21 protein-coding genes and 1 pseudogene are annotated in these 25916 nt (G+C 68.6%); 4 read left to right on the forward strand and 18 right to left on the reverse strand.

The window, feature by feature from the left end; translation table 11 throughout:
* Positions 1–64: 64 nt before the first annotated feature.
* The 3 genes from WI697_RS18520 to WI697_RS18530 form a co-directional block, all read right to left on the reverse strand.
* Complete coding sequence (locus tag WI697_RS18520) at positions 65–1639, reverse strand: hypothetical protein (protein ID WP_345959493.1); 1575 nt, start codon at positions 1637–1639, stop codon at positions 65–67.
* Positions 1640–1727: 88 nt separating this feature from the next.
* Positions 1728–1925: a hypothetical protein gene (locus tag WI697_RS18525; RefSeq protein ID WP_345959494.1), complete on the reverse strand. Its 198-nt coding sequence runs from the start codon at positions 1923–1925 to the stop codon at positions 1728–1730.
* A 121-nt stretch (positions 1926–2046) separates the two neighbouring features.
* Positions 2047–2808, reverse strand: a complete 762-nt coding sequence (locus WI697_RS18530; protein ID WP_345959495.1) for a metallophosphoesterase — start codon at positions 2806–2808, stop codon at positions 2047–2049.
* 198 nt (positions 2809–3006) lie between these two features.
* On the opposite strand from WI697_RS18530, the gene WI697_RS18535 reads away from it, so the two are divergent.
* The 4 genes and pseudogenes from WI697_RS18535 to WI697_RS18550 all read left to right on the forward strand — a co-directional run bounded on the left by WI697_RS18535 (position 3007) and on the right by WI697_RS18550 (position 6722).
* A complete protein-coding gene (locus tag WI697_RS18535; protein WP_345959496.1) occupies positions 3007–4224 on the forward strand; it encodes an MFS transporter in 1218 nt (405 codons plus the stop codon).
* A gap of 77 nt (positions 4225–4301) precedes the next feature.
* Positions 4302–5126, forward strand: a pseudogene (locus tag WI697_RS18540) (AraC family transcriptional regulator); the annotation flags it as partial.
* Positions 5127–5468: 342 nt separating this feature from the next.
* Positions 5469–5642, forward strand: coding sequence for a hypothetical protein (locus tag WI697_RS18545; RefSeq protein ID WP_345959497.1), 174 nt, complete (start codon positions 5469–5471; stop codon positions 5640–5642).
* A gap of 87 nt (positions 5643–5729) precedes the next feature.
* A complete protein-coding gene (locus tag WI697_RS18550) occupies positions 5730–6722 on the forward strand; it encodes a DMT family transporter (protein WP_345959498.1) in 993 nt (330 codons plus the stop codon).
* Here the strand turns inward: WI697_RS18550 and WI697_RS18555 are convergent.
* From WI697_RS18555 to WI697_RS18625, 15 genes are all read right to left on the reverse strand, one after another.
* Positions 6686–8398, reverse strand: a complete 1713-nt coding sequence (locus WI697_RS18555; RefSeq protein ID WP_345959499.1) for an ABC transporter ATP-binding protein — start codon at positions 8396–8398, stop codon at positions 6686–6688. The two genes, WI697_RS18550 and WI697_RS18555, sit on opposite strands and share 37 nt — an antisense overlap.
* Before the next feature lie 74 nt (positions 8399–8472).
* A complete protein-coding gene (gene fhuB / locus WI697_RS18560) occupies positions 8473–10461 on the reverse strand; it encodes a Fe(3+)-hydroxamate ABC transporter permease FhuB (RefSeq protein WP_345959500.1) in 1989 nt (662 codons plus the stop codon).
* Positions 10454–11338, reverse strand: a complete 885-nt coding sequence (locus tag WI697_RS18565; RefSeq protein ID WP_345959501.1) for an ABC transporter substrate-binding protein — start codon at positions 11336–11338, stop codon at positions 10454–10456. The genes fhuB and WI697_RS18565 overlap by 8 nt, the downstream gene beginning before the upstream one ends.
* The gene (locus WI697_RS18570) at positions 11328–12125 is read right to left on the reverse strand and encodes an ABC transporter ATP-binding protein (RefSeq protein ID WP_345959502.1); all 798 of its coding nucleotides are present in this window, start codon (positions 12123–12125) and stop codon (positions 11328–11330) included. Before WI697_RS18570 ends, WI697_RS18565 begins: the two co-directional genes overlap by 11 nt.
* A gap of 10 nt (positions 12126–12135) precedes the next feature.
* Positions 12136–14343: a TonB-dependent siderophore receptor gene (locus WI697_RS18575; RefSeq protein ID WP_345959503.1), complete on the reverse strand. Its 2208-nt coding sequence runs from the start codon at positions 14341–14343 to the stop codon at positions 12136–12138.
* Between the two features lie 153 nt (positions 14344–14496).
* Positions 14497–15390, reverse strand: coding sequence for a helix-turn-helix domain-containing protein (locus WI697_RS18580; protein ID WP_062768349.1), 894 nt, complete (start codon positions 15388–15390; stop codon positions 14497–14499).
* Between the two features lie 96 nt (positions 15391–15486).
* A complete protein-coding gene (gene ric, locus WI697_RS18585) occupies positions 15487–16191 on the reverse strand; it encodes an iron-sulfur cluster repair di-iron protein (RefSeq protein WP_345959504.1) in 705 nt (234 codons plus the stop codon).
* A gap of 113 nt (positions 16192–16304) precedes the next feature.
* On the reverse strand, positions 16305–17159 hold the full coding sequence (locus WI697_RS18590; RefSeq protein WP_345959505.1) for a GNAT family N-acetyltransferase: 855 nt from the start codon (positions 17157–17159) through the stop codon (positions 16305–16307).
* A gap of 62 nt (positions 17160–17221) precedes the next feature.
* Entirely contained in the window at positions 17222–18208 is a 987-nt protein-coding gene (locus WI697_RS18595; RefSeq protein WP_345959506.1) for an ABC transporter ATP-binding protein, read from the reverse strand.
* Positions 18205–19017 (reverse strand): ABC transporter ATP-binding protein, encoded by an 813-nt coding sequence (locus WI697_RS18600; RefSeq protein ID WP_345959508.1) that lies wholly within the window; start codon positions 19015–19017, stop codon positions 18205–18207. The genes WI697_RS18595 and WI697_RS18600 overlap by 4 nt, the downstream gene beginning before the upstream one ends.
* The gene (locus tag WI697_RS18605) at positions 19014–19910 is read right to left on the reverse strand and encodes an ABC transporter permease (protein WP_345959509.1); all 897 of its coding nucleotides are present in this window, start codon (positions 19908–19910) and stop codon (positions 19014–19016) included. The genes WI697_RS18600 and WI697_RS18605 overlap by 4 nt, the downstream gene beginning before the upstream one ends.
* Positions 19907–20929: an ABC transporter permease gene (locus WI697_RS18610; protein WP_345959510.1), complete on the reverse strand. Its 1023-nt coding sequence runs from the start codon at positions 20927–20929 to the stop codon at positions 19907–19909. Before WI697_RS18610 ends, WI697_RS18605 begins: the two co-directional genes overlap by 4 nt.
* A 240-nt stretch (positions 20930–21169) precedes the next feature.
* A complete protein-coding gene (locus WI697_RS18615) occupies positions 21170–22789 on the reverse strand; it encodes an ABC transporter substrate-binding protein (RefSeq protein ID WP_345959511.1) in 1620 nt (539 codons plus the stop codon).
* A 49-nt stretch (positions 22790–22838) separates the two neighbouring features.
* Positions 22839–24020: an acyl-CoA dehydrogenase family protein gene (locus WI697_RS18620; protein ID WP_345959512.1), complete on the reverse strand. Its 1182-nt coding sequence runs from the start codon at positions 24018–24020 to the stop codon at positions 22839–22841.
* Positions 24017–25432, reverse strand: coding sequence for an NtaA/DmoA family FMN-dependent monooxygenase (locus WI697_RS18625; RefSeq protein ID WP_345959513.1), 1416 nt, complete (start codon positions 25430–25432; stop codon positions 24017–24019). The genes WI697_RS18620 and WI697_RS18625 overlap by 4 nt, the downstream gene beginning before the upstream one ends.
* Positions 25433–25916 lie beyond the last annotated feature (484 nt).

The following is a 25916-nucleotide window of genomic DNA, read 5'->3' on the forward strand; positions in this document are numbered from 1 at the left end:
CCGGCTTCTTTCAGGCTCCCAAAGAAGGGGGGGACACCTCGTGTCTCTTCAGCAGTCATTACAGTCATATGTAGCCTCCCCGCCGATAATGCCCGAGAAAAAGCTCCATATGCATAAACATTATTATATGGAATGCAGCCTGACGGAGACCCGGTACAATACATCCTCTGCGACACACATCTTCATAACAAGTCCAAAGGCGGGAAGGTTCTATCAATCCGACATCAGCGCATACAGAATCTTGGCATAATTGCCGCATGAGCTGATTTGAACGAACAAGGGTATCCAGTATACTGCTCTCGAATGAGTCGTGTATATCAACAAGAAAATCACGCAGGCCAACCGCAGAAAGAACTTGCTTAAGAAGAAGGCGATCCTTTCGCAGATGAGGCGGCAGGGAAGACCCGAACTGTATGATCTCAGGCTCAAGGAACGGGTTAATCGACCACATTCCCTGAAGAAGTAGTCTTTGATGACGAGCCTCGACGGCCTGCAAAGCCGGCGCAACGTAGGGCAAAGTATAGTTGCTCGTGACTTGCGCTGATTGGGCAAGAAGAAATGCCTCTCGCGTGATAAACACACAAGATGGATTTGATCGTGTGATTCCAGGATAGCTATTCGTAAATCCGTCATCCGAGGGAAACAGCGGGAATGCTTCATTGCCGCCCACCCCTGAGATTAATGTATCATATCCTCCCAGTCTCAATTTTTCCGTCAAACTGAAAAACGCTTCGTGAAAGGGTTCCGCCATATAGCTTGTGCAGAATGGCTCACGACGCGGGCTGTCTGGCGAAAAGGGCAGATGTTGAGCGATATCAACCAGGAGAAGCGGTACATTCAACGACGCGGTGATTTTTCTCTGACGAATCGTCTGATTCACCGGTTGTCCGAAGCTCGCAGATACCGCTATTCCCGCCGCCGACAGCGACGGGATTAAACGTGACGCCAAGAGAAGCAGAACAGCCGAGTCCAACCCCCCACTGACTTCACAAACGACTCTATCTGCCCCCAGTTTTCTCCTGGATATGGCCGCATTTATATATTCCTCAAGAATATTTTGAAATGGGACATCTCGGGCCATTTCTCGGGGAGCATATTCCCGTCGCCTGTCTCGTTGAGTTATGCGCAATCGGTGCGGAGATGCAAAAACCTCGCTATCAACTGTCACCCTGAATATATTGGCGAATATAGTTTGCGAATCATATGCATAGCCATGCATCATCAACCATCTCGATAGCTGATGAAGATTGATTGTATTTTGGCAGGAGCTTCTCGCAACTGCATTGTAATCCCAGGACACACGAAATTCGGCATAAGATGCCCATACATATACACATGTATTTGGGTTGTGATTTGTGAAAATCCTGATACCAGGTGCCCCGATCTCACGAGAAATATCTATTGCAATAGCTGCATTAGGCCAACCAGCCACGCCCGCTATTTCATCCTCAAAGTCAGACGGATCTTCCGTCAAAATGTGTTCATGCTGCCCCACCCGAAAATCAATGGCTTGTTTGCATTTTTCTCGGCAGACAAGCAATATTCTGTGTTCGTTGTAGAGGATCTTGTAGTCAAGCGCTGCGTGTAGGTAAGGGGAGAGACGACTCTTACCAAAGGTCACCTCTCCCCCGCCGGACACGGACACAGCGCTCCCGATATCAGCATAGCGCACAGAAGCGTCTATCACGGTTCCGCACATCCTATAGGTGGCGCCAGAACAGGCTCGTTCAGTAGATATCCGGCCGCTGGTAAAACCTTCCATTGCCCTCCAGCGGGCCATTGATCTTCGCAAACGCCGTGGATTCTGCTGCCGAGATGTTCACCGGCCCGGAATACAGGCGACGGGCTGGGGCAGGATGCAGCCCCAGCAAGCTGTCGAGGGGGATCAACGACGGCGCATGCCAACCTTTGTCCAACAGATCCATACCGTATTCTCCCATATAAACAGTTTGTTGAGCCATTCGGCCCTAGAGAAACCTATTATATATGAGAATGAGAATCAATCGCATATTTAATCAGAAGTTGTGTACCTGCAGCGCCAGGCTGTCAGTCGCCCCGGAGGCACAGCAACCGCTTCGCCGCAATCCGCGTCTCCCCCGGATAGCCGAAGGCGTTGTTCACATAGCGCACGCCGTCGATCACCTGGTCGCGGTTGACGTGGCTGTGGCCATAGACATGGGTCACCGGCCGCCAGGCGCGGAGCTGGGTTTCCAGTTTGCGGGTGCCGAGCACGGGATAGACGATGCGTTTGGCCGGCGGGATGAAATCCGGCATCACGTCGATCCGGGGCAGGAAATGCGAGACGGTGATGGTGGTCGCATGGGCTGCCGCCACCGGGGCCGGGTTGCGGGCCAGGAAGGCGTCGGTGATCAGCGCCGGCGTCATGCCCTCGGGCCAGCGGCAGGCGCGGAAATCGGTCCAGGCCAGGCGCAGATCGCGCGAGGGCTCGCCGAACGAGAAATCATACCAGCCGTAAAGCGGCACGATCCGGAGCCCGGCGCCGTGCCAGACCTGCTGCACCGCGCCGCTTTCATGGGCGATGCGTCGGACCTCGTCGAACTTCGCGAACGAATCCTCATGGGTGCGGTCGCGCACCACCCACAGCTCGTGATTGCCGGGCAGATAGATCACCGTGCGGAAACGCAGGGCCAGCCGTTCCAGGGTGCGGCCCAGACGCTGCGGCATGTCGGAGACGTCGCCGGCCAGGATCAGCAGATCGTCGACGTAATCGGCGGTCGACACTCCGGCCACCCACTGGTCGTTCTCGTCGTAATCGACATGCAGGTCCGAGATTGCAAAAACGCGCATCAACTCCGGTCCGGGTCTGATCTGGGTCCCCCGCCCGGCACCGTCGGAACCGGGGTCGGGGACGGCCGCCGATCATAGAGTGAAAGCGGCCGGGAGGGAAAGCGGGGCCGCCCCGGCCGGTTGCGGCGGGGCTTGCGCGCAGGCGGCGGGTGTGCGACAGCCGGAGCGCGCCCCTCCCCGGCCGGAAGAGAGACCTTGATGGACGACACCGCCCCCGACGCCCCCCCTTCCGACACACACCTTCCCGACACACCGCCCTCCGGCGGCCTGATCGGCCTGCTGATCGCGGCGGTGGTCACCGTCGGCTCCAACGCCCTGCTGCTGAGCCCGATCCTGATCGATGTCGCCCGCGATTTCGGCACCGATACCGTCACCATCGCCCGGGTGATTTCGGCCTATGGCGCCGCCACCGCGATCTCGGCGCTGTTTCTGTCGACGGCCGTCGACCGGTTCGGCGCGCGGCCGGTGCTGGTGGCCACCACCGCGGTGATGGCGCTTGCCCTTGCCGCCAGCGCCGCCGCCCCGGCCTGGCCGGTGCTGGCCGCCGCCCAGATGCTGGCCGGCATCACCGCCGGCATGCTGTTGCCGGCGATCTATGCCACCGCCACCAGCCTGGGCGGGGCGGCACGGGGCGCGCGGGTGCTGGGCCGCGTGCTGAACGGCTGGGCGATCTCTCTGGTCGCCGGCGTGCCGGCCTCGGCCGCGATCACCGATCTGGCCGGGTGGCGGGTCGCCTATGTCGTGCTGGCGGCGATCGCAGCCGCCACCTGCCTCGGCTGCCGACGGCTGCCGCCCGCCCCCGCACGCGACCGCGCCGGACCCACGCGCCACCGGGTCGCCTCGCCGCTCGCCACCCTCCGCCGCCCCGGGGTGGCCTCTCTGCTGGTGGTGTGCCTGACCTTCATGAGCGCCTTCTACGGCTGCTATGCCTTTGTGGGCGATGCCTTCCGCCGGGCGCTGGATCTGGATGCCGGCACCGCCGGCCTGTTCGTTCTGGCCTATGGCGCGGGTTTCGGCCTGGCCAGCCTGGCGGCACCGCTGATCGACCGGATCGGCCCGGCGCGGCTGCTGCCGCGGGTGATGGTGGCGATCGCCGGGGTCTATCTGATCCTCGACCCGGCTTTGCACAGCTTCCCCACCGCGCTTGCGGTGGCCGCGATCTGGGGCATGGTCAACCATCTGGGGCTGAACATGCTGGTGCTGCTGCTGTCGCGCCGGGCGGCCGGGGCCGGCGGGGCGGTGATGGGGCTGCATTCGGCCGTCACCTACACGGCGGTCTTCCTGGGGCCGCTGCTGCTGGGCCTGGCTTATGAGGGCATCGGCTTCGGCGCCGTGGCAGGGGCCGCGGCCGCAGCGGCGCTGATCGGGGCGGGGGCGGCGTGGCGCGATGCAAGGCGCTGGCCAGCCTCTCACTAGCCGGACGGGCGGTGCATCTGTCAGACTACGGGGGCCCATACCGCCCGGAAGGTGTCGTCCGCAAGGTCCCGCGCCCCATGTCGCATACCGCCAGCCGTTTCCGCCGCCTTGCCACCGCCCTGCCCGGCATCGAGGCGGTGACGGCGGAAACCACCCGCCGCTTCGCCCGCCACACCCACGACCAGTTCGGCATCGGCGTCATCGCCCGCGGTGCCCAGGGCTCGGCCAGCGGCCGCGGGCCGGTGGAGGCGGGACCGGGCGACGTGATCACCGTCAACCCGGGCGAGGTGCATGACGGCTGGCCGATCGGCGATGCCGGCCGCGCCTGGCGCATGCTTTATATCGACCCGCCGGTGCTGGCAGAGGCGGCGGCCGATCTGATGCGGCCAGGCGATGCCGAATTCCACCACCCGGCCGCCACCGCCCCCGCCACCGCGGCGCGGTTTCTCGCCGCCTTTCACAGCCTGACCGCCGGGGCGAACAACCTGACCGTCGGGGCGACTGGCACCGCCGCCCCCCTCGCCCGCCAGGAACGCCTGACGGTGCTGCTCGCCGATCTTCTGGGCGGCCTGCTGGTGCCGGCCGGCCGCCCGACCATCCCCCCCGGCATCGCCCGCGCCCGCGCCGCCATCGACGACGACCCCGCCGCCGCCCATGATCTGGCCGGGCTTGCCGCCATCGCCGAAACCGGCCGCTTCCAGCTGATCCGCAGCTTCACCCGCGCGACCGGCTTCACCCCCCATGCCTATGTTCTGGAACGCCGCGTCCAGCTCGCCCGCCGCCTGATCACCACCGGCACGCCCCTCGCCGAAGCCGCCGCCGAAGCCGGCTTCGCCGACCAGAGCCACATGACCCGCCACATGACCCGCCGGCTGGGCGCGACGCCGGGGGTTTGGGCGGGGGGGGTCGGGCGAGCGGGGGCCGCACCGCTGACGCGGCATTGCCCCGCGGATCAGCCGCCCGCCAGCTGCCGCAGAACCGCCGCCCGCCAGATCAGGGCATCCGCCTCGACCTCCTCGGCGGTGACGAGATCGCCGGCATCCGCCGCGGCAATGGCGGCCTCGACCTCGCGGCGGAACCAGGCATCATAGGCGGTGTCGGTCATGGCTGATTCCATTCATTGCGGCGGCATCGGAAGAGTGTGACGGGCGACGCAGGTATGATGAAGCTCCAATGTCTCGCCCGGGGCATCAACAGCACGTAAAATCCGACCTGCACCGATCCTCGCTGCTCAGGATACACCCATGCCCCACCCCTCGGACCACGGACCAGACCCCGAGATCGAACGCTGGCTGCGGGAAGACGTGCCCCGGGCCTGGAAAGAATATCTGGCACATCCGGATCAGGCGGTGTCGTCGAAAGACCTGCTGGATGTCGTCCATGCCGATTATCTGGCGGGGCTTGTGAGACGCGGGTGAACAGCCCCGCAATTCCGTTCAAGACCACCCCCGCCCGCCCCGCGCATCCTCTGGCGATCCCGCCACTGTCCAGGATGCGTGCCGCCCATGACCACCACCTCTGCCAATAGCACCCCGGCCAATACCACCTCTGCCAATGGCACCCCGGCCAACACCAGCCCGGCCGATCGCCGGGTCGGGTTTGCCTGTCTGGCCGGCGCCATGGTGCTGGTCGGCACCACGGTCATCGCCTCCAGGGTTATTGCCGGCGGGGGAGCTGGCGGCGGGATGGGGCCGTTTACCGCCACGGCGCTGCGCTTTGCGCTCGCCTTTCCGGTGTTTCTGCTGCTGATGCGCTGGCAGGGGGTGCGGCTGCCGCGGCCGGCGCCGCGCGATCTGGCGGTGCTGGTGGTGCAGGCGGGGGCCGGCAGTGTCGGCTATACCACGCTGCTGATCTCAGGCCTCGCCAGAACCTCCGCCGCCGATGCCGGGGTGGTGATCGGCACCCTGCCGGTGGTGACCGCCATGATCGCGGTGATGGTGCTGGGCGAACGGCCCGGGCGGCGGCTGCTGGTGGCGATCGCGCTTGCCGCGGCGGGCATGATGGCGGTGGCCGCCGGGGGTGGGGGCGGGAATGGTGGAGGCGGCGCCTCGTCGCTGGCCGGCACGCTGCTGGTGCTGGGCGCGGTGGTCTGCGAGGGGCTGTTCATTCTGCTGAACAAGAAGCTGCGGATCCCGATCGCGCCGCTCGCGCTTTCGACCGTGATGACCGGGCTGGGCTTCATCGCCGCCGGCCTGCCGGCGTTGATCCTGGAACGGCCCTGGGCGGCCGTTCCGGAGACGGCGGCACTGCTGGGTGTCGCCTGGTACGCGCTGGTGCCGACGGTGATCGGCTTCGTGCTCTGGTATGCCGGTGCCGCCCGGGTGAGCGGGGCGGAGGCGGCCCCCTTCACCGCCCTCGCCCCGGTCTCGGCGGTGGCGCTGGCCGCCCTGGTGCTGGGGGAGGCGGTCAGCCTGCCCCAGATCCTGGGCGTCGCCTGCGTGCTGGCGGCACTGGCCGCCCTTCAGGTACCAAACTGGGCCTCGTGGAGGCGCCGGTAAAGCCCGCCCGCGCCCAGCAGTTCGTCATGGGCGCCCTGTTCGGCGATGCCGCCACGGTCGACCACCAGGATGCGGTCGGCGCCGCGGATGGTGGCAAGGCGGTGGGCGATGACCAGGGTGGTGCGGCCGACCGAGAGTTCCGCCAGCGCCTTCTGGATCTCGCGCTCGGTTTCGGTGTCGAGCGCCGAGGTCGCCTCGTCGAGGATCAGGATCGCCGGATCCTTCAGGAACATGCGCGCGATGGCGATGCGCTGCTTCTGCCCACCCGAAAGCTTCACGCCCCGTTCGCCGACCACCGTGTCCAGCCCCTGGGGCAGGCTCTCGATCAGATCCATCAGCCGGGCACGGCGGGCGGCCTCGACGATCTCGGGCTCGGTCGCCCCAAGCCGGCCATAGGCGATGTTCTCGCGGATCGTGCCGCCGAACAGGAACATGTCCTGCTGCACGATGCCGATCTGGCCGCGCAGCGAGGCAAGCGTCATGTCGCGGATGTCGATGCCGTCCACGATGATCGCGCCCGCGTCGACATCGTAGAACCGCGGCAGCAGAGAGCAGAGCGTCGTTTTGCCGGCACCCGAGGGGCCGACGATCGCCACCGTCTCGCCCGCGCCGATGTCGAAGCTGACCCGGTCGAGCACCGGCCGGCTGCCATAGGAAAACGAGACCTCGTGGAAGCGGATATTGCCCGCCAGCCGCGGCGCCGGCCGGGCGCCCGGGCGGTCGGCGATGTCGGGCTCGGTCGACAGAAGGTCGAGATAGCGGCGGAACCCGGCGATGCCTTTGGGGTACAGCTCGATCACCGCATTGATCTTCTCGATCGGCCGCACGAAGACGCCGACCAGCAGCAGGAAACCGACGAAGCCGCCATAGGAGAGCTGCTCGTTCAGCACCAGATAGGCGCCCGCGATCAGCACCACCAGCTGGATCAACCGGATGCTCATATAGTTGAGCGACATGCTGGCCGCCATGATCTTATAGGCGGCAAGCTTGGTCGAGCGGTAGCGGTCGTTGTCGCGGGCGAAGAGCCGGCGCTCGTGATCCTCGTTGGCGAAGGCCTGGACCACGCGCATGCCGCCGACATTCTCTTCGATCCGGACGTTGAAATCGCCGACCCGGCCATAGAGCGCATCCCAGTTGCCGGCCATGCGCTTGCCGTAATGGGTGGCGACCCATATGATCGGCGGCACCACCGCCGCGGTCAGCAGGGCCAGATCGACATTCACCCACAGCATCAGCAGGAAGGCGCCGATGAAGGTCATGATCGCGATGAACAGGTCTTCCGGCCCGTGATGGGCGATCTCGCCGATTTCTTCCAGATCCTTGGTGACCCGGCCGACCAGATGGCCGGTCTTGTTCTCGTCATAGAAGCGGAAGGACAGCTTCTGCAGATGGTCGAAGCTGCGGCGGCGCATCTCGGTCTCGATGTTCACGCCCAGCATATGGCCCCAATAGGTGACCACCGCCATCAGCCCGGTGTTGAGCAGATAGACGACCAGCAGGCCGACGGCGGCGGCGATGATCCAGCCCCAGTCGCCGCCGGGCAGCAGCTCGTCGACATAGAACTTGACCGCGACCGGGAAGCCCAGCTCCAGAAGGCCGGCCAGGACGGCGCAGCCGAAATCGAGCAGGAACAGGCCGCGATAGGGGGCGTAATAGGCGAAAAACTGTCGAAGCATCGGGGGGAGGATCCCAGGCACGTTGCGGTTGGCGGAGTGACGCGGGAAGAGGTCGTCATGGGAAGACCGGGTCTTCAGGACCGGCGGTGCCTTCCGCGCCCCAGCAGCCAGACCAGATACGGGCCGCCGAGTATGGACGCGAACAGGCCCACCGGCAATTGGTACGGGAAGGCCGCCATGCGCGCGAGCCAGTCGGCCGCGACCATCAGGGCAATGCCGATCAGAACGGCGCCGGCCAGCTGACCCTGTGGCCGCCTGAGGCCCAGCAGCCGGGCGGCATGGGGGGCGATCAGCCCCACGAAGCCGAGCGGGCCGACATGGAGGGCGGCGGCCGCGGTCAGCAGGGCCGAGAGCAGCACCAGCAGGAAGCGGGACCGGCCGACCGTCAGCCCGGCCGCCTGCGCGACCGGGGCGCCGAGCGGCAGCAAGGCCAGAACCCGGCCGGCCAGCCCCAAGGGCAGGATCAGCAGCAGGGCGGCACCCGCCGCGATCCAGGCATCGCCGGGGGTGATGGCGGCGGTGGAGCCGGCCAGCCAGCCCAGCAGTTCGAAGGCACGGAAGCCGCCGGTCGCGATCACCGCCACCAGCACCGCATTGGCCAGCGCCGCGGTGGCAAGCCCGGCGAGCAGCAGCCGTTCGGCGCCGAAACCCGCGCGACCGGCGATCGCCAGGATGAAGGCGAGCACCGCGGCAGACCCCGCCGCGGCGCCGGCGAGCCGGGCACCGGTGGAGGGCAGGTCGAGACCGAGCAGCACCAAAGCGAGCCCCAGCCCCGCCCCGGCCCCCACCCCCAGAACGTCGGGGCTGGCGAGCGGGTTGGCGGTGACCCGCTGCATCACGGCGCCTGCCGCCGCCAGCATGGCCCCCGCCGCGGCCGCGACCATCACCCGCGGCAGGCGCCAGGGCAGCAGATCGGCGAAGAGCGTGCCGGTGGCGAGATGCAACCCCGCCGGCCCGCGGCCGAGGGTGAGGGCCGCGAGCACCAGGCCCAGGGCGAGCAGAGAGAGCCCGGCCAGCACCAGGCCCGGCCGGGCGCGTGGCAGGTCACGCGCCGCCGCCGCCCGGGCCGGCGGGCGCTCGATCATCCTGAGCCGGGGCAGCAGCCAGAGCAGCAGCGGCCCGCCGAGCAACGCGGTCGCAGCCCCGGTCGGCAGGCCGGCGATGCCGCGCGCTTCGAGCAGCATGACCGCACCATCGGTCGCCCAGAGCAGCACCGCGCCGATCACCGGGCTCCAGACCAGCTGGCCGGCAGGGCTGCGGGCGCCGGCCGCCCTTGCGAGGGCCGGGGCCGCCAGCCCCACGAAGCCGATCACCCCCACTTCCGAGACCACCGAGGCGGCAAGCCCCGCCGCCACCGCAACGGCGGCGAGCCGCACCCGGGTAAGCGACAGCCCCAGGCTGCGCGCCGCGCCGTCATCCAGTGCGAACAGGGTGAGCGGGCGGATCAGCAGGGCGCCGACGCCAACCGCCAGGCCGAGCCGGAGCGCCAGCCCCGTTGCCGGCCCCCAGCTCTGCTGGGCGAGCGCCCCGCCGCCCCAGATGAACAGCGACATCATATAGCGGCCATCGGCCAGGATCGCGGCGGCGGCGATCGCGCCTGCGATCAGCGTGACCATCATGCCGGCAAGCACCACCGAGACCGGCTCCAGCCCGCGCCGCCAGGTCAGCGCCAGCACCAGGGCGACGGCGGCAAGCCCGCCGGTCGCGGCGATGCCCTCGCGCGCGGTCGCCAGCCAGAGCGGCGCATGGATCGTCGCCAGCACCAGCGCCAGCTGGGCGCCCGAGGCGATGCCGAGGGTGGCCGGCTCCGCCAGCGGATTGCGCAGCACCCGCTGCAACAGCGCGCCCGAAAAGCCGAGCGCCGCCCCGGCCAGGATCGAGACCAGGATGCGCGGTGCCACGCCATCCCGGCGGATGATCGCATCCAGAACCGGATCGGCCGAAAAACTGCGGCCGAGGGCGAGCGCCGACAGCAGCGCCGCCAATGCCGCAACCGCCAGCCAGACCAGCGCGCCCGGCCAGACCAGCGCGCCCGGGCTGAACGGGCGGAACCGCTCAGCCATGGGGCACCATCGCGGCCGAGAGCAGCCGCGCGAAACGCGCGGCGGTCGGCAGGGCGCCGAAGGGGTTGACGGGGTCGATGATCAGCACGCGGCCCTCGCGCACCGCCGGCAGGGCCTGCCAGAGCGTTGCCCGGCCCAGCCGGCGCAGCGTGTCGGGCGGCATCGGCCCGATCAGCGCGATCCAGGCCTCGGGCCGGGCGGCCAGCGCCTCGATGCCGACCGGTGCAGTGCCGCCATAGCGGGTCTCCGCCCCCCAGGCATTGGCGAGGCCCATGCGGTCGGCAACGGCACCCGGCAGCGAATCCGGCCCGAAGGCGCTGACATGGGCGGCATCACCGGGGGTGACCAGAAAGACCGGCCGGCCGCCGGCGGCGGCACGCGCGGCGGCCCCGGCCGTGGCGATGACGGCGGCGGTATCGGCGATCACGGCCCCGGCCGCCGCCGCCCGGCCAAGCCGCAGGCCCAGTGCACGGGTCGCCGCCTCGGCCGCGCCATAGGGCGCCACACCCGGCCGGTGGATCGAAATCGTCTCGACCGGTGCGATGCGGGCGAGATTGGGGGCGGCCCAGGCATGGAAGGCGGAATTCAGGATCAGATCGGGCGCGGCCAGGCGCAGCAGCTCGAAATTGATCGCACCGCGCAGGCCCAGATCGGCGACGCCGGCGGGCACCGGCGGCTCGACCACGGTTTCGCGGAACTGGCGGAGTTCGGCCGCCGCCACCGGCACGATGCCGAGCGCCAGCACGGTTTCAAGCAGCGCCCAGTCGATCACGGCCAGACGTTCGGGTGCAGCCGCCCACGCCCGCCCGCCCGCAGAGAGGACGAGTGCCGCACCGGCCGCGATCAGCAGCCTGCGGCGGGTGAGGTCAGCGGACATAGGCGACCGCCGCCCCGGTATCGGGATGCGGAAAGATGCCCATGGGCAGGCCATAGATCCGGCCCAGCACATCGGGCGTCAGGATCGCGTCGGGCCGGCCGCGGGCGAGGATGCGGCCCGCCGCCAGCGCCAGGATCTCGTCGGCGAAGCGCGCCGCCATGTTCACGTCGTGCAGCACCATCACCACGGTCTGGCCGCGGGCGCGGGCCTGGTCGCGGATCAGCCCCAGCATGCCGGCCTGATGCGCGATGTCGAGCGCCGAGGTCGGCTCGTCGAGCAGCAGCGCTGCGGTGTCCTGGGCCAGCATCATCGCCAGCCAGACCCGCTGACGCTCGCCGCCCGACAGCGCATCGACCATGCGGTCGCGGAAGCCCGCAACCCCGGTCACCCGCATCGCCGCCGCCACCTTGTCGCCATCCGCAGCACTGAACCGGCCGAGCGCACCATGCCAGGCAAACCGGCCGAGCGCCACCAGCTCCGCCACCGTCATGCCCTCGGCGGCGGGGGTGAATTGCGGCATATAGGCGACCAGCCGGGCGAAGCCGCGGGCGTCATGGGCCCCGACCGGCCGGCCCTGCAACCGGATCTCTCCGGCGGCCGGCCTCTGCTGCCCGGCCAGCGCCCGGATCAGCGTGCTCTTGCCCGACCCGTTCGGCCCCACCAGCGCATAGACCTTCCCCGCCGCCAGGCTGAAACTCAGCCCGTCGATGATGGGGCGGCCATCGACGGCGATGGTCACGCCGTCGAGGTCGTAGAGGGCCGGGGGGCCGGGGGGCTGATCGGTCATCTCGTCTCCGTCACCAGTCGAGCGACAGGGTGAGCGTCGCGGTGCGGCCGGGGCCGTAGCCGCATTGAGCGGTGCTGCCACATCCCGTGACATACGCCTTGTCGAGCAGGTTGGCGACGTCGACCGAGACACCCCAGCCTGCCTGACGATAGCGGATCGCGGCATCGACCACCGTCGCGTCCGGCACCTTGAGCGTATTGGTCTCGTCCGCCCAGCTCTCGCCCAGATAGCGGATGCCGGCACCGGCGCTCAACCCGTCGAGCACGGCCGACTGGAAGGCGTGGTCGAGCCAGAGCGAGGCGGTCACATCGGGCACCAGGGTCGGGGTCTTGCCCACCAGCGCCTGGGTGGTGTCCCTGGTGATTTCCACATCCCCGACAGATGCCTGGCCGAGCAGGCTGAAGCCATCACCCAATTCCGTCCGCGCCTCCAGCTCGATGCCCCGCGAGCGGATTTCACCACGCTGAAGCTTGCCGAACGGATACAGCAGATTGCCGCCGCTGTCGGTGCGCGTATCGGCCACCTGCGCATTGGTCTTGGTGAGTTCGTAGACCGAGACGGTAAAGAGGGCATCGAAACCGTCCGGCATGTACTTCACGCCGGCTTCGTACTGGACCCCCTTCTCCGGTTCGAAGGGCTTGCCGTCACCGGTGGTCCCGATCTGCGGGTTGAAGACGGTCGCGATACTGACATAGGGCGTGAGGCCGTTTTCGAACGCGTAGCCGAGCCCTGCACGGCCGCTCAACGCCCCTTCAGAACTGTCATAATTGTTGGTGCCCGCTGCCAGACCGTCCTTAGATTCCGTCCAGACCCTGTCATAGCGGCCGGTCAAGGTCAGGATCCAGTTCCGGTCGATGTGCATCTGGTCCTGGACGTAGCCGCCCAGCTGATGCATGTCGAGTGTCTGATCCAGATAGGGTGCGGTGGCCGGTTGAGCGGCGCCATAGACGGGACGGATCACGTTGATCGGCGTCGCCGCGCCCGATTCCTGAACATGATCGATGGTGTAGAAGCGATAGTCGATGCCGGCCAGAAGCTTGTGCTCCACGGCGCCGGTCGCGACCCGCCATTCCGCCTGATTGTCGACGGTGAAGGATTGCGCCGTCGTATCATGGCGGAAGCCCAGGCGACGGAGATCGCCATTGGCTTCGTTCGCCCAGAGATAGGGGTAAGGCCCGCTTTCCCGGACATCGGTCAGGCTGTAGCGGGCATTCTGGCGCAACGTCACGGCATCGTTCAGATCATGCTCCACCTCCCAGCCGAGCATGGCCTGCTTGCGCCGATAGCTGTCCTCATCCTCTTCACTGTAATAGAAATCGCGCGGGATCCGGCCGAAGGCCGCCGGCACCACCGAGCCGACATAGGGCCAGAACCCCCCGGTATGGGTCTGGTCCTGATCCTGATACATGCCGAGCAGGGTGACGCGGGTGCGGTCGCCTTCCCAGGTATAGGAGGGGGCGATGACGCCGCGGAAATCCTCGGCCTCGTCGGTCTCCCAATGGCCGCCCGAGACCTTGCCGGTCACGCGGTAGGACCTGTCCGCATCCAGCGCATCGCCGATGTCGAAGCCCAGGAAGGCATTGCCCCAGTTGTTGATGCCGGTCTCGACATGGCGCAGCCGCTCCCCCGTCGGGCGCTTGCTGACCAGGTTGATCAGCCCGCCGACATTGGCGCCGCCATAAAGTGCCGAACTCGCCCCCTTCAGCACGTCGATCCGCTCCAGCAGGAAGGGATCGATCGAATAGCCGCCGAAACCGTACTGGTAGAGGCCGAGCCCGTTCATGAACACGCCGGTCTGCCCGGCATCGAAGCCGCGGATCATCAGCCAGTCGGTATCGCTGTCGGTGCCGAACTGCCCGGCCTTGACGCCGGCGGTATAGCCCAGCACCTCGTCGACCTTGTTGCCCGGCAGGTCGTCGAGCTGACGGCGGCCGACCACCGACACCGATTGCGGGATTTCGGTGATCGCGGCATCGGTCTTGGACCCGGTGGCGCTGCGCCGCGGCACATAGCCGTCGATCGGGCCGTTGGCGGTCTGAAGATCGTCTTCCACCTGCAATTGCGGCAGAACCACCGCATCGTCGGCCTTGGCCGCCAGCGGCATGCCCGCCAGCAGGGCCAGCAGAGCGACGCTGCCCTTCAGGCTGCGATTGAACGGGATGCGCCCGTTGAACGAGATGCGCCCGAAGGGGGTCGGAGAGATGCGGTCGGTGCCCATGCCTTGATCCTGTCGCCCTTGATCCTGTCACCCTGGTCAGCCGGCGTGATCAGTTGCGAGTGTATATCACTCGCAGTCAGAGCCGGGATTGACCGGATCGGGACGGGTTTGAACGTTTTCGCGACGAATGGCGGCGGCGGCGCATAAAGGTCGTCACGAGACGAGATCGCGCCGCCAGGCGGCGGGGGTGGTGCCCGCCACCTGCTTGAAGACGCGGGTGAAATGGGCCTGATCGGAAAAGCCGGTGCGGGCGGCCACCTCTGCCAGCGACACCGCCCCCGCCTGGAGCAGATCCTGCGCACGGCGGATGCGCGCCTGCATCTGCCAGTGATGCGGCGCCATGCCGGTGGCGGCCTTGAAGGCCTGGCCCAGATAGGATTGCGACAGCCCCAGCAGATCGGCCAGTTCCTGCAGGCGGATGGCGCGCAGGCAATTGGCCTCGATGAAATCGGTCACCCGGCGCAGCTGGCGGGGGGTCAGCCGGCTGCGCGGCCGCGCAGCCCGGCGCTGCTGTGCCATCAGGTCGATGAACAGCGCCGCCGCCAGCCCGTCGCCATAGAGCGCGTTCAGCGGATCGGGGCGTTCCACCTCGGTCGCGATCAGCCGGGCCAGGGCCAGCAGCCGGTCGTCGGTGAAGCCCAGCCGCGGCCGCTCCAGCGCCTCCGGATCCACCGCCTCGCCCATGCGCGCTTCCAGCGTCGCCACGTCGAAATGCAGATCCAGATGGCGCAGGCGGTGCGCGCCCACGCCGCGGCCCCAAAGCCGCATGCCGGCCGGCACGTAGTTCATCAGCCGGCCGGCCAGCCGCGGGCGGGTGGCGGGCAGGCCCGGCCGCGGGCCGACCAGGAAATCGCCCGGGCCGGTCCGCTCCAGCGCCACGAACAGACGGGGGTGTTCGCCCACATAGGTGCCGGAGGCATCGGGCTGGCAGTCCACCTCCCAGACATCGGCCACGATGCCCGACCAGCTGCGACAGCGCAGATCGCCGATCACCCGGATCCCTTCGATCCGGCTGTCCATCCGCGGGACGAAACCGCTGCCGGCCATGGCATTGCTCCCCGGCTGATGCAGTGCTGCACACATCCGGGCAGTCTAGTGCGGTTGCAAATCAGTCTCAAGTCTGCCGGGCAATCGCAGGCGGCGTCATCCCTCGGCGTCGAAACGCGGGAACAGGACGTTGTTCTCCAGATGGATATGATCCATCAGCTCGGCCACGAAATGGCCAAGGCCCAGATAGAGCGCGGTCCAGGAACGGCAGGCGCCGGGCGGGGGCGTGAAGCCGCCGGTCAGCGCCTCCAGCCGGCGGATCTGCTCGCCGTGATCGTCGTGTTCCTCGCGCATGACACGTACCGGCTGTGCAACCATGGCAGAGGCGGAGCGGCGCATGGCGGGGAAGAGGATCAGCTCCTCCTTCTTCATATGCATCTCCAGCAGCCCGGCGGTTTCCCGCAGCAGATCGGTCAGGCCGACCGGCAGGGCCGGGTTGCCGGCATGCACCCGCTCCACCTTCTGTGACAGCAGGATCAGCTCGGGCAGGTCGCGGCGGTGGGCCTCGTGATAGCAGACCAGGATATGGTCGATCAGCGCGCCGGTTTCGATCGCCGCGGCCGGCACCTCGCCCGGCTCCAGCCCGGCCAGCCCCGCTTCGATCTCGTCCAATGCCGCCTCGATCTCGTCCAGCGGCGCCCCGCGCCGGGCGGCGGCTTCCGCCAGCGGCACATCGCCGCCACAGCAGAAATCCAGCCGATGGCGGCGGAACACCGCGGTGGCACCCGGCAAAGTGGCGGCGATCTCGCCGACGGTGCGGCCGCGGAAGGCGGTGGCGGGTGCGTGATCGGTGAGGGACATCGGATCATCCTCCGGCTGAGCATCTCGTGATCCGGAGTATCGCGCCATAAAGATGAATATTAAATGCATATTATAACCCTGCGACGATCCGCCCCGCCTCGGCCTTCTGCGCCTCAGCCCAGTTCGAAACTGGTGATGCCGTAGGTGCGGTCGATCGCGATGTCGGGGGCGGGGCCGGTATACATGCGCGCGGTTTCGAAGACCGGGGTCATGCCATGGCGGGTGGCCAGCGCCAGCGCCTCGGGCGTGACCGCCGGGGTATCGAGGAAGACCGGCGCCCCCGCCGGCACCGCGGCGGTCAGCGCCTGGAACAGCGCCTCGGCCACGGCCGGGCGCTCGGCGAAAAGCGGGCCGATCTTGAAGCCGGTGCGGCAGGGGCGGATCACGCCATAGCCCTGCAGGCGGCCGTCTGCCACATAGCTGCGCAGCACCGTGCCGGGCTGGGTGATCCAGGCCGAGAGGAAACCCGCACGCGGGGCGGCGAAGAAGCGGCGGTCCCAGGCCGGCAGGGCCGCGCGCTCGGCCGCACCGGGGGTCACGATCGCCGGATGCACCGGCCCGGCCAGCGTCGCGCGGCCTTCATGGCGGATATTGCGATGGGCCAGCACGAAGCCCGAGCGGCGATAATTGTCCTGCTGCGCCACCACCCCGTCCAGCCCGACCAGACGGCCCTGAAGCCTGGCCATCAGCGCCTGCCAGATCGCCAGCCCATAGCCGCGGCCGCGCATGTCGGGGCGGACGATGTAAAAGCCCAGAAAGGCGAACTCCGCGCCGTAGCGCACGCCGGAGATGACGGCGACCGGGGCGCCGTCCAGATGGCCGATCAGAAAGCCTTCGGGGTCTTCGGCCGCGAAGGGGGCGGCATCGTGGAGACCGGGATTCCAGCCCTCGGCCGCCGCCCAGTCCAGCGCCAGCCCGATCTCGTCCGGCCGCATCGGCCTGATCTCCGGCATCGTCCTGGTCTGCATACCTGTGCCCTCCGTGTCGCATCCGTCCCGATGGCAGCTTAGGCTGCTCGTGACATTGATGGTCACACAGGATCGGTCAGGGGTAAATGACAGGCGACCTGACGGGCACCCTCCCCCGCCAGCTGCGGCATCCGTTCCCGGCAGATGGCGGCGGCGCGGGGGCAGCGGCCTTCGAAGCGGCAGCGCTGCGGGTCGGGGTCGATGGGGCTTGCCGGTTCCCCCGCCAGCCGGCGACGCGGGGGCGGGGGTGCGCCGGGTGCCGGGATCCGCGGGATGGCGGCGATCAGCCCGGCGGTATAGGGGTGGGCCGGGGCATCGAACACCCTGGCCGTCGGCCCGGTTTCGATCAGCCGGCCCAGATACATCACCGCCACCCGGTCGGTGACCAGCCGCACCACATTCAGGTCGTGGCTGACGAACAGGCAGGCGAGGCCCAGCTCGGCCCGCAGATCGTGCAGCAGGTTCAGGATCACCGCCTGGATCGAGACGTCGAGCGCCGAGGTCGGCTCGTCCAGGATCAACAGATCGGGGCCGGGCGCGATCGCGCGCGCGATGCCGACCCGGGCAAGCTGCCCGCCCGAAAGCTGATGCGGCAACCGGTCGTGCAGGCTGCGCGGCAGATGCACCCGGTCCAGCGCCTGCCGCGCCGCGGTTTCGGCCGCCGCCCCTTTCAGCCCGTTCAGCCGGCGGAGCGGCCGCATCACCGCCTGGATCGCGGTCAGCCGCGGGTCCAGGCTTTCGCCCGGGTCCTGAAACACCATCTGGATCCGCCGCCGCCAGGGGGCATGGGCCGCGCGGCGCGCCGGCAGCCGGGCCAGATCCTCGCCATCGAACAGGATGCGGCCCCGATCGGGATCGGCCAGCCGGGCGACCAGCCCGGCGAGCGTCGACTTGCCGCAGCCGCTTTCCCCCACCAGCCCCAGCGCCTCCCCCCGGCCCAGCGTCAGCGACACATCGTCCACCGCCTGCAGCCAGCCGGCCGGGCGGTCGGCGGCGGCCGCCACCCGAAAGCGGCGGTGCAGCCCCTGAACATCCAGCAGCGCCGTCATCGCACCAGATCCCCGATCCGGCTGTCGGGCCCCGGGGTCGCGCGGATCAGCGCCTTTGTGTAGGGGTCGGCCGGGGCCTGGAACAGCCGCGCGGTCGGGGCCTGTTCCACCACCCGGCCGCGGCGCATCACCACGATCCGATGGGCGCGTTCCGCCGCCACCGCCAGATCATGGGTGATCAGGATCGTGGCCATGCCGCGCGCGTCCGCCAGATCGCCGATCAGGTCCAGGATCACCGCCTGGGTGGTGACGTCCAGCCCCGTGGTCGGCTCGTCGGCGATCAGCAGCCGGGGGCTGCCGGCCAGCGCGATCGCAATCATCACCCGCTGGCACATGCCGCCCGAAAGTTCATGGGGAAAGGCCCGCGCCCGGCGCACCGGATCGGGGATGCCGACCGCGGCCAGCAGCGTCTGCACCCGGGCGGCGCGATCGGCGCGCGTCAGCCGCCGCCCGGCATGCACCCCCACCACATCGCCGATGGCATCGCCCACCCGGCGCAGCGGGTCCAGCGCCCGGCGCGGGTTCTGGAACACCATCGACATCGCCCGGCCGCGCAGCGGCGCCACGGCCGCCTCGCCACCCGCCACCAGATCGGCCCCGTCGAACAGGATCCGGCCGCCCAGAATGGTGGCGGCCGGCGGCAGCAGGCCCAGGATCGACAGCGCCGTCACCGATTTGCCGGAGCCGCTTTCGCCCACCAGCGCCAGCGTCTCCCCCGCGCCCAGATCGAAGGAGATGCCGTCGAGCGCCGGGGCCGCCCCCTTGAAGCCGACCTTCAGGCCGTCGACCCGCAGCAGCGGCGCGGTCATCGGCGCCTCGGGTCGAGCAGGTCGCGCAGCGCATCGCCCGCCAGGTTGAAGGCGAAGACCGCAAGCATCAGCGCCAGCCCCGGGAAGGTCGCGACCCACCATTGCCCGGTCATGATGAACTGGGCGCCCTCGGCCGCCAGAATGCCCCATTCGGGGGCCGGCGGCCGCACGCCCAGGCCGATAAAGGACAGGCCGGCGGCGTTCAGGATCGCCCAGCCCAGATTGAGCGAGACCTGGATCGCCAGCACCGGCAGCAGCGCCGGCAGCAGCACCTCGACCAGCAGCCGGGCCTCGCCATGGCCGCCCAGCCGCGCCGCCTGCACCCAGGCGGCATCTTTCAGCCCGGCGATGCCGGCGCGGGCGAAGCGGATATAGAAGGGCAGGTTGATGATCGCGGTCGCCCAGACGATGTTGGCGACCGTATTGCCCAGCGCCGCGACCAGCGCCATGGCGACCACAAACAGCGGGAAGGCCATGGCGACATCGACCAGCCGCCCGATCCAGCGATCGAGCCGGCCGCCGCGCAGCCCCGAGACGGCGCCGGTCAGCGTGCCGGCGATGCACGACATCGCCACCGCCGAAAAGGCGATCGCGAGATCAAGCCGGGTGGCGGCGATCACCCGGCTGAAGATGTCGCGGCCCAGCTGGTCGGTGCCGAACCAATGATCGGCCGAAGGCGGCTCCAGCCCGCGGGTGACGTCGGTGGCGAGTGGGTCATAGGGCACCAGCGCCGGGCCGGCGACGGCGGCGGCCAGCAGCAGCACCACCACCCCCAGCGCCAGAAAGCCCGGCGGGTTGGCGCGCATCAGCCGGACGAGCCGGGTGAGGCCGCCCGCAACACCGCCCGTCCCGCCGGCCGGCGGCGGGCCGCCCAGATGGCGTTCCGCGGTCATCCGATCCGCCCCACCCGGGGATCGATCAGCCCGTAGAGCAGATCGATCGCCAGGTTGACCAGGGTGAAGGCGATGGCCACCAGCAGCACGAAGCCCTGCACCGGCGCGTAATCGGCGTTCATCAGCGCATCCAGCGCATAGGAACCGATGCCCGGCCAGGCGAAGACCTTTTCCACCAGCACATTGGCGCCCAGCATGTACGAGAACACCATGCCGAGCGTGGTGACCACCGGCACCGCGGCATTGCGCAGCGCGCGGGTCAGCACCATGCGCCGCGGCAGGCCGGCGGCGCGGGCGGCGGTGACGAAATCGGCCGAAAGCACCTGGATCATGGCACCGCGGGTGATCCGGGCCAGCGGTGCCACCGCAAAGGCGGTCATCGTCAGGCAGGGCAGCACCATGCGCCCCAGCACCGACCCCAGAACCTCGGTATCGCCGGCCAGCAGCGCATCGATGACCAGCGATCCGGTCACCACCGGCGGTGGGATCAGCATCACATCCATCCGCCCCACCGGCTCCGGTGCCCAGCCGAGTTCGGAATAGAACACATGGATCAGCAGCAGCCCGACCACGAAGGTGGGCAGAGAGGTGCCGGCGGCGGCGATCGCCCGGCAGAGATGGTCGATCGCCGATCCCGGCCGGGTGGCGGCAACCACGCCCAGGGGCAGCGCCACCAGGATCGCCAGCAGGAAGGCGGTCACCGTCAGCTCCAGAGAGGCCGGCAGCCGGGCGGCCAGGTCGTCGACCACCGCCTCGCCCGTGGTATAGGACCGGCCCAGATCGCCCCGCAGCACATCGCCCGCATAGATCGCCAGCTGTTCGGGAATGCTGCGATCCAGCCCCATCGACACCCGGATCGCCTCGATCTCCGCCTGCCCCATGCCGGGGCCCGAGGCGAGGAAGGCGGCCGGATCGGCCGGCAACAGGCGCATCACCACGAAGGTGAACACCACCGCCCCCGCCAGAACCGGCAGGGTGGCGAGACAGCGCCGGCCGATGAAGCCGAGGATGGCGGGCAAGGCGGGGTCTCCGTTGGCTGGGCGGTCGACACGCGGAAGCAAAGGTGGATCCCCGCCTACGCGGGGATGACGGGATTTTCTTTCTGAGCGGAATTTTCTTTCTGACCGGACGGGCGCCGTCAATACCCCGCCACCGTCTCCATGCTCTGCGCCCTCATGTCCGCATTTATACCGTCATCCCCGCGAAGGCGGGGATCCACCTTCTTCTGCCCGCTCCCCGCCCCGGTTCTGCAGCCTGCCTTACGCCTTGCGGTCCAGCGGCCGGAAATCGACCTGGCCGTGGATGTAATAGGTGAAGTCGGTCACCCCCGGCTTCAGCGCCGCGTCGAAAGCGGGCAGCCAGAGCGGCATGATCGGCAGTTCGCGGAACACGATGCGGATCGCCTGGCGCATCAGATCGTCATAGGCGTCCTTGTCGGTTTCCCAGCGGGCCTTTTCGACCAGCGCCCCCAGTTCCTCGTTCTTGAAGGCGCCGAAATTCCAGCGCCAGTCGCCCTGGAAGAAGATCCGGAAGAAATAATCCGGGTCGTTGAACCAGGCCGACGAACCCTCGACGTAGAACGGCACCTTCTTTTCGGTCAGAAGCGTGCCCCACTGCGCCGCCGGCACCTTTTCGATCACCACCTTGATGCCGATCCGGCCCAGCTGTTCCTGCACCAGCAGCGCGATCGGATCGGCGGTGATCGCATCGGCGACATTGTACGAGAAGCTGGTCTCGAAACCGCCCTCATGCCCCGCCTCGGCCAGCAGGGCGCGGGCGCGGTCCAGATCGGTGGCGTAAGGATAGGGCTGCGGGAAGGACGAGGTTTCGGGCTGGTCGGTGGCTGCGCCGTAAAGCGGCGTGCCGCGGCCGAAGATCGCGCCCTGGAACATGGCCTCATAGGGCAGCGCGAAGGCGATCGCCTGGCGCACCCGGACATCGTCGAAGGGGGCGGTCTGGGTGTTGAAGGCGACGAAGCGGAAGCTGTTGGTCACCGGCAGCGAAATCAGGTCGACCTTGGGGTCGGCATCGATCGCCGCCACATCCTTGGGCGGCAGCTGCAGCGCCACATCGGCATCGCCCTTGGTGACAGCCGCGACGCGGGCCGGTGCGGCCGGCACCACCTGCACCACGGCGCGGCGGATGCGGGGCAGATCGCCGCTCTTCCAGTCGTCGAAGCGGTCATAGATCACCTGCTGGCCGGCGGTCCAGTTGGCGACCTTGTAGGCGCCGCCGCCGGCGGCATTGTTGCGCAGCCATTCCTTGCCCCAGGGATCTTCGGCGGTGGCATTGGCCTTCACCGCCTCGGCATTGATCACCGAGGCGAAGGTCAGCGCCAGATTGGGCATGGTGTAGCGGTCGGCCTTTTCGAACCGCATCCGGAAGGTGTGGGCGTCCACCACCTCGAACTGATCGGCCGAGGTGATCGAGCCGGTGGACAGCTGGCGCTTGGAGGCCGGCAGGTTGATGCCGCGTTCCAGCGACCAGCGGACATCCTCGGCCGTCACCGGCTTGCCGTCGTGGAAGGTGGCATCGGGCCGCAGATGGAAGACCAGCACCCGGCCGTCTTCCAGCACCTCCCAGCTTTCGGCCAGCTCGCCCTTGAACTTCAGATAGTCATAGCGGTAGAGCCCGGGCGCCACCTCGATCCGGTCGAAATTCACCAGCCGGTCGTAGATGTTGGTGAAGGTGCCCAGCGCCGCGCGGTTGACGCCGTCGCCATGCGGATCGCGCGAATTCGGCCCGTCCTCGGCCAGCACGCGCAGGGTAATGTCGTCCCCATCGCGCGCGAAGGCCCGGCCGATCGGCAGCGACACGCCGCCCACCGACAGGAACAGCCCGGCCAGACCGCCGGTCTTCAGAAAATCACGCCGATCCATCTATCGGGCCTCCCTTGTCTCGGGTATCTCGGGTCGTCTTCCGTCGTCGTCAGCTATAGCCGTCGGGCGGCGGATAGCGCCCGTTCAGGGCGTAGTCACCAACCTCCAGCACCTTGTACACCAGCGGGTCGTGCAAGGTGTGGGTCCGCGCATCCCGCCAGAACCGGTCGAAGGCATGGCGGTTATGGGTCGCACGGGCCCCCATGGCGTCGTAGATCTTCGTCGCCACGTCAAGGCTCAAGCGGGCAGAAAATACTTTAAGGGTTGCCACGTCAATGGCCGCGTCACCCCTGAGTTGGATATCCAGCACCGGCCGCGCCGCCAGCAGCCGGTCCACCTTTTCCGCAGCACGGTCCGCCAGCGCCAGCGCCGCCTGCAGCCCGGTCCAGATTTCGCCGAACTGGCTGATCACCAGCGGGTCGTCGGCCGCGCGGGCATGGCCCGATGCCGGCCATGCCCGGGTGCTCTGCCGGACATAGTCGCGTCCGGCCCGGAAGGCGCCAAGGGCAAAGCCCAGATACAGATTGGCGAACATCAGCTGGTTGACCGGCACCCGCACCGCGGCGGCGAAGTCGCGGTCGCCCTCGCGCCGGTCGGGCAGCACCTCGGCTTCGGCGACGGGGACGTCTTCCATGGTGAAACCGCTGCTGTCGGCCCCGGCCAGGCCCAGCGCATCCCAATCGCGATCGCAGCTCAGCCCCGGCGCATCGGCGCGAAGCCAGGCGGTCACCGTCTCGCCGGTATCGGTGCGCCGGCCCCAGACCGACAGCCGCTCGGCAAAGGCCGCCCCGGTGCAGAAGCTCTTGCGGCCATTGACCCGGAAGCCGCCATCGACGGCCGGCGTGATGCGGACATCGTCGTCGCGCGGATTGGCGACCCCCGCCGCCCACAGCCGGTCGCGGCCGATTTCGGCCAGCCGCGCCGCCCGGCGCGGGCCGGCACCGATATCCTGATGGATCAGGTTCATCGAGTGATAGCCGAACAGCGTGCCGACCGATCCGTCGACGGCGGCCAGCTCCCGCGCCACCGCCACCACCACCGGCCAGGGGGCGCCGCCGCCGCCGAATTCTTCGGGCAGAACCATGGTGGCGAGCCCGCTCCGCTTCAGCAGCGCGATCTGCGCCAGCGGCGGCGTCCGCGCCCGGTGGCGCTCGGCCACGTCCCGCGCCAGCTCCGCCGCCACCTCGTCTGCAAGCGCCTCCCATGCCATCCGGTCACGCGGCCCCGTCATATCTGCCTCCCCTGCCCGGCCCCGTCCTGCCCGGCCCCGCCCTGCACGGTACGCACGGCCGCCGCCGGATGCCCGGCCCCCAGCCGCGGCCCCCGGCCGAACAGCTTCTCGCGCAGCGTGCCCTCGGCATAGCCGGTCTTATAGAGCCCGCGGGCCTGCAATTCCGGCACCAGCAGGTCGGCCACATCGATGAAACTGCCCGGCGCCACGGTGCGGACCAGGTTGAAACCGTCGATACCGCTATCCGCCACCCGCCGGCCGATCTCTTCGGCAACCTCGCCGGCCGATCCGATCAGCGGCCGGAACCGGCTGCCCAGCGCCAGGCCGGCCAGCAGCCGGCGCACGGTCGGCTTCCCCTCCCCCTCGCCGCCAAGCCCGGCCAGGATGGAGCGGATGGCATTGCCGCCGCCGGGCGGGATGGGGATCGGCGCATCCGGGTCCAGGCTGCCGAAATCGATGCCGGTCGCCGCCGACAGCTGGGCCAGCGCCGCCTCGGGCACGGCATGGGCGGCATAATCGTGATATTTCTCCACCGCCTCGGCCCGGGTGCGGCCGATCACCGTCTGCAAGGAGCCGAAAATCTTCACCGCCGAGCGGTCCCGCCCGGCGGCCGCCAGCCGGTCTTCGATCCGCTGCACGATGGCGCGCGTGCCGGGGCCGCCATCGGCGGGGATGAAGATGCATTCGGCATGGGCGGCGGCGAAATCCAGCCCGCGCGCCGAGGCCCCGGCCTGGAACAGCACCGGCGTGCGCTGGGGCGAGGGCTCGGCCAGATGGATGGCGTCCAGGCGGAAATAGGGGCCGTCATGGCGCACCGCCCGCACCTTCGCCGGGTCGGCATAGCGCCGGGTGGTACGATCGCGGATCACGGCGTCGTCGTCCCAGCTCGCCTCCCACAGCTTGTAGGCGACCTGCATGAAATCATCGGCACGGTCATAGCGGTCATCATGCGGCAGCGTGCCGGCGGCACCGGTGGCGCGCGCCGCACTGTCCAGAAAGCCGGTGACGATGTTCCAGGCCACCCGCCCGTCGCTCAGATGATCCAGCGTCGACATCCGCCGCGCGAACAGATGCGGCGGCTCGGCCGAGACATCGGCGGTGATCCCGAAGCCCAGATGCCGGGTGACGGCGGCCATCGCCGGCACCAGCACCGCCGGATCGTTCACCGGCAGCTGCACCGCCCGCTCGATCGCGGTGGCCGCCCCGCCGTCATGAACATCGTAAACCCCGGTGACATCGGCCAGAAACAGCCCGTCGAACAGCCCCCGCTCCAGAATCCGCGCCAGCTCCATCCAATAGCCGATGCGCCGATAGCCGGTCGCCCGATCTTCGGGATGGCTCCACACCCCATGGGCCAGATGGCCGACCGCATTCATCTCGAAAGCATTCAGCAGGACATGCGGGGGCGCCAAGACCGATCCTCCGGAGGGGCGGGATATCGTCCTGTGAGATTATTTTGTCAAAATGATTCGCGCAACGGGAGATGACTTCGCGGCTGAAGATCATCGCCTGCGGGGGGCGGCCGGGGGGTGGCCACGGGGCGGCATGCGGGGTGGAGCAGCGCCCCCACGACCCCACGCCGCCGGGCCGCACCGCAGATGTCAGACGCCGGCACCACCGGGTTCGCAACACCCTCACCGCCATCGGCCGGGCATGTCGGGCGCCGGCACCGCCGGGCTCGCAACACCCTCACCACCGTCATCCCCGCGAAAGGCAACTGTCAGCCCTCACGCCGGACGGATGGGCGGGACCCATGGAATCTCTTTTGCAATCAAGATGTTAATCGTGATCGCGATCTTGCGCATAAGGGCGGTGAGCGCCACCTTGCCAGGCTTTCCGTTGCGGACGAGGCCGTCGTAAAAGGCCTTCCAGGTGGGGTTGTAGCGCAGGGCGCAA

Origin of the sequence: Tistrella mobilis (assembly GCF_039634785.1) — a bacterium.
GTDB lineage: Bacteria > Pseudomonadota > Alphaproteobacteria > Tistrellales > Tistrellaceae > Tistrella > Tistrella mobilis.

Bases quoted from the DNA above. Each gene is read 5' to 3' on its own strand.
- WI697_RS18615 (WP_345959511.1), bottom strand. From the start codon at position 22,789: ATGGATCGGCGTGATTTTCTGAAGACCGGCGGTCTGGCCGGGCTGTTC.
- WI697_RS18525 (WP_345959494.1), bottom strand. From the start codon at position 1,925: ATGGATCTGTTGGACAAAGGTTGGCATGCGCCGTCGTTGATCCCCCTC.
- WI697_RS18555 (WP_345959499.1), bottom strand. From the start codon at position 8,398: ATGCTTCGACAGTTTTTCGCCTATTACGCCCCCTATCGCGGCCTGTTC.
- WI697_RS18600 (WP_345959508.1), bottom strand. From the start codon at position 19,017: ATGACCGCGCCGCTGCTGCGGGTCGACGGCCTGAAGGTCGGCTTCAAG.
- WI697_RS18565 (WP_345959501.1), bottom strand. From the start codon at position 11,338: ATGTCCGCTGACCTCACCCGCCGCAGGCTGCTGATCGCGGCCGGTGCG.
- WI697_RS18535 (WP_345959496.1), top strand. From the start codon at position 3,007: ATGGACGACACCGCCCCCGACGCCCCCCCTTCCGACACACACCTTCCC.
- WI697_RS18545 (WP_345959497.1), top strand. From the start codon at position 5,469: ATGCCCCACCCCTCGGACCACGGACCAGACCCCGAGATCGAACGCTGG.
- WI697_RS18570 (WP_345959502.1), bottom strand. From the start codon at position 12,125: ATGACCGATCAGCCCCCCGGCCCCCCGGCCCTCTACGACCTCGACGGC.
- fhuB (WP_345959500.1), bottom strand. From the start codon at position 10,461: ATGGCTGAGCGGTTCCGCCCGTTCAGCCCGGGCGCGCTGGTCTGGCCG.
- WI697_RS18590 (WP_345959505.1), bottom strand. From the start codon at position 17,159: ATGCAGACCAGGACGATGCCGGAGATCAGGCCGATGCGGCCGGACGAG.
- WI697_RS18605 (WP_345959509.1), bottom strand. From the start codon at position 19,910: ATGACCGCGGAACGCCATCTGGGCGGCCCGCCGCCGGCCGGCGGGACG.
- ric (WP_345959504.1), bottom strand. From the start codon at position 16,191: ATGTCCCTCACCGATCACGCACCCGCCACCGCCTTCCGCGGCCGCACC.
- WI697_RS18595 (WP_345959506.1), bottom strand. From the start codon at position 18,208: ATGACGGCGCTGCTGGATGTTCAGGGGCTGCACCGCCGCTTTCGGGTG.
- WI697_RS18550 (WP_345959498.1), top strand. From the start codon at position 5,730: ATGACCACCACCTCTGCCAATAGCACCCCGGCCAATACCACCTCTGCC.
- WI697_RS18575 (WP_345959503.1), bottom strand. From the start codon at position 14,343: ATGGGCACCGACCGCATCTCTCCGACCCCCTTCGGGCGCATCTCGTTC.
- WI697_RS18620 (WP_345959512.1), bottom strand. From the start codon at position 24,020: ATGACGGGGCCGCGTGACCGGATGGCATGGGAGGCGCTTGCAGACGAG.
- WI697_RS18580 (WP_062768349.1), bottom strand. From the start codon at position 15,390: ATGGCCGGCAGCGGTTTCGTCCCGCGGATGGACAGCCGGATCGAAGGG.
- WI697_RS18530 (WP_345959495.1), bottom strand. From the start codon at position 2,808: ATGCGCGTTTTTGCAATCTCGGACCTGCATGTCGATTACGACGAGAAC.